The sequence below is a fragment of the Streptomyces sp. KR55 genome (assembly GCF_052245645.1).
GTDB classification, from domain to species: domain Bacteria; phylum Actinomycetota; class Actinomycetes; order Streptomycetales; family Streptomycetaceae; genus Streptomyces; species Streptomyces flavusporus.
On the sequence record NZ_JBQQCE010000723.1, the window covers coordinates 1 to 3,289 of the forward strand.

The 3,289-nt window shown below is 73.6% G+C and carries 3 protein-coding genes and 1 pseudogene; 1 reads left to right on the forward strand and 3 read right to left on the reverse strand.

The features are described 5' to 3' along the window. Positions 1–1,091, reverse strand: a pseudogene (locus tag ACTWQJ_RS48955) (ABC transporter permease); the annotation flags it as partial. Positions 1,092–1,234: 143 nt separating this feature from the next. Next, positions 1,235–1,648, reverse strand: coding sequence for a globin (locus tag ACTWQJ_RS48960; protein WP_443312820.1), 414 nt, complete (start codon positions 1,646–1,648; stop codon positions 1,235–1,237). A gap of 102 nt (positions 1,649–1,750) precedes the next feature. On the opposite strand from ACTWQJ_RS48960, the gene ACTWQJ_RS48965 reads away from it, so the two are divergent. Continuing rightward, positions 1,751–2,734 carry a methyltransferase domain-containing protein gene (locus ACTWQJ_RS48965; protein ID WP_443312821.1) on the forward strand — a complete coding sequence of 328 codons (984 nt, stop codon included), beginning with the start codon at positions 1,751–1,753 and terminating at the stop codon, positions 2,732–2,734. 8 nt (positions 2,735–2,742) lie between these two features. Here ACTWQJ_RS48965 and ACTWQJ_RS48970 read toward each other — a convergent pair. After that, the coding region (locus tag ACTWQJ_RS48970; protein WP_443312822.1) for an FHA domain-containing protein at positions 2,743–3,289 on the reverse strand (547 nt) is incomplete at its 5' end.

Below are 3,289 nucleotides of genomic sequence, written 5' to 3' on the forward strand. Positions count from 1 at the left end.
CAGATCACCGCGGGCGTGGCGAGCAGCAGCGCCTCCAGCGCGGCATGGCCCGCGATCCGTGTGCCGGAGGCGCCCCGCGCCCGCAGCAGCCGGGTCTCACCCGCGCGTTCGGCGCTCAGCAGCCGGGCCACCAGCAGCAGCGCACAGCCCGCGAGCAGCACCAGCTGCAGGGCGACGATCAGCAGGGTGGAGCGGGAGACGAGCAGGGAACGGTCGAGCCGGTCGAGGACGGCGGGCAGTTGGGTGGACGCGGCGGTCGTGCCGCTGAGCACCGGCTGCTCGCGCAGGGCCGCGCTCCCGGCGCGGGCCGCCTCGCGCAGCGCGTCGACCCGGCCGGTGGACAGCGTGGAGAAGTCCGCCGACGCCAGCCAGCCGGACTGCCCGGTGCTCACCGCCTTGCCGGTCAGGGTCTCGGGGGCGGCGAGCAGCGGGCCGTAGGTGGTGAAGCCGCCCTTGGTGATGCCGCGGCCGTGGAGGTCGTCCAGCTGCCAGTACGGCGCGGTCGGCTCGGCGGGACGGTAGACGCCGGTGATCAGGACGCGGGCGTCCGGGCCGCCGAGGCGGTCGACGACGGTGAGGCGGGCGCCGGGTTCCAGGCCGAGGCGCTGGGCGACGGTGCTGGGTACGGCCGCCTCGACGGCGTCGGCGGACGCGCGGGGGAGGCGGCCGTCGGTGATCCGCACCTGGGTGCTGTCCAGGGTGGCGAAGTACGTCAGGTCCGGGTCCGAGTCCTGCGCCGACCGCTCGTCGCTGGGGCGCAGGGCGCGGGGCAGGGCGTACGGCCCCGACCGCAGGTAGCTCCGCACCGTCACCGGCAGCCCGTCGAAGGTCCGCCGCGCCCCTTCCCGTACGGCCTTGTCGGCGTCCGCGCGACCATCGGCCGGGACGTCGGCCTTGACGATCAGCGCGGTGTCGGCGGCGTTGCGGGGGTCGTGCAGGGAGTGGCGCAGCGCCGCATCGCCGATCGCACCCGAGTAGGCGGTGAGCGTGGCCAGGACGGCCGTGGTGAGCAGGACGGTGAGCAGGGCCGCGGTCAGGAGCAGGCGGTGCGCCCGCGCCCGTAACACCACGAATCCCGCGAACCCCGTCACATGACCCCCCGCTGTTGTCCAGACCTCCGGGCGATGTTGGCAGAGGGGCCGCGCTCGGGTAAGCGCTTGTGGATCGGGCTTGACCGGATTGTGACCGGAATCCGACGTCGTACGACCGGAATCCGGGACTCATCGTCTGGGCGTCAGCCCGGGGTGTTCACCATCGAGGCCGCCGCGTAGGTCAGGTAGTTCCACAGTGTGCGCTCGTGCTCCTCGGGCAGGCCCAGCTCGTCGACGGCCACCCGCATGTGCTTCAGCCAGGCGTCGTGCGCGGCCTGATCGACGGTGAAGGGGGCGTGGCGCATCCGCAGGCGGGGGTGGCCGCGGTTCTCGCTGTACGTCGTCGGGCCGCCCCAGTACTGGATCAGGAAGAGGGTGAGGCGCTCTTCTGCGGGGCCCAGGTCCTCCTCGGGGTACATCGGCCGCAGGACCGGGTCCTCGGCGACTCCCTCGTAGAAACGGTGGACCAGGCGGCGGAAGGTCTCCTCCCCGCCGACCTGCTCGTAGAAGGTCTGCTCCTGAAGCGTGCCGCGCCGAATCTCTTTCACGCTGTCCATGCTCTCAGACCGGGTGACCGAGGACTCAAGACTTAGGACCTGCCCCCGCCACCACGCCCCGAGGTACTCGCCTGGCGCCGTGAACCGCAGCACAGTGGACATATGGGCGCGCATGCACTCGACAAGGACCTGGAGGCCGTCGCCGCCTCGGCGCGGGCGGCGCTGGTGCAGGAGATCGACGCGAGCGGGGCCTGGGCCGCGGACCCGGTGTGGCGGGAGGTGTTCGCGGCGGTCCCGCGCCATGTCTTCGTGCCCTACTACTACATCGGGACCGTGGACGGCTACGAACGGCTCTGGGGCGAGGACCCCGACCCGCGTGCCCGCGAGCGCTGGGTGCGCGGCGCCTACGCCGACACCCCGTTGGCCACCCGGCTGCGCGACGGTGAGCTGGTCTCCTCCAGCAGCCAGCCGTCCCTCATGGCGCTGATGCTGACCGAGCTGCAGGTGGCGGACGGCAACCGGGTCCTGGAGATCGGCGCGGGCAGCGGCTACAACGCGGCGCTGCTCGCGCACCGTCTCGGCGACGACGACCTCGTCACCACCGTCGACCTGGAGCCGGAGATCACGGAGTCGGCCCGTTGGCACCTGGCCGCCGCCGGGTACCACCCGGTCGTCGTCACCGGGGACGGGGGGCGCGGGGTGCCCGAACGTGCCCCCTTCGACCGGATCATTGCGACCTGCACCATGTCGTCCATCCCGCACGCCTGGCTCGCCCAGTGCCGGCCCGGCGGCCGGATCCTGACCCCGCTGGCGACCGGCCTGGTCGTGCTGACGGTGCGGGACGCCGCGCATGCCGAGGGGCGCTTCCTGCACACGCCCGCCTATTTCGTGCCGCTGCGCGGCGGCGTCCGGCCCGAGCCGGAGCGGGCGTCCCTGGGCGCGGTGCCGCTCCGGGGCCGGCAGCACGAGCTGTTCCGGTTCCTGCTCGCCCTGACCCGGGGCAGCCTGGATCCGCTGGAGGCGTACGCGCTGTGGGAGGGCGAGGGGCATCCCCGTCGCGAGCGGTACGGCGTCACCGTCGCAGGCGAACACCAGTGGGCGTGGCTGGACGAGCCGGAGGGACCGTACACCTGGTCCCTCCGCTGAACCGCGGGTCAGCCCCGGCGGATGGTGATCGTCGTCCAGGCGCCCACGTGCACCCGGTCGCCGTCCTGGAGCGGTACCGGCACGAAGGGCTGGATCGGGTCCTCCGAGCCGTTGACCGTGGTGCCGTTCGTCGAGTTCTGGTCGACGACCGCCCAGGTGCCGTCCGGCTGCTGCACCAGCACCGCGTGCTGGTGCGAGACGCCCGGGTCCTCCGGCGGCACCGACAGGTCGATGTCGGGGGTGTCACCGGTGGAGTGCCGGCGGCGGCCGATCGTGACCTGGTTGCCGGAGAGCGTGCGCTGCTGCTCCGGGGAGTACGCGGGCAGGTTCAGGCCCGCGGCCTCGGGGCCGGAGCGCTGCATCATCGCCATGAAGTACTCGCGGTCCGGGCCGATGGTCGCCGTCCAGGTCGCCGGCCGCTGCGGGGCGCCGGGGCCGGGCGGCGGGGGCGCGGTCGGCGAGCCGGGCTGGGGATAGCCGTAGCCGCCGGGCTGACCGGGGCCCGCGGAGGACGGCGGGGAGATCACCCAGTCGTCGTCACCGCCGCCGAAGGAC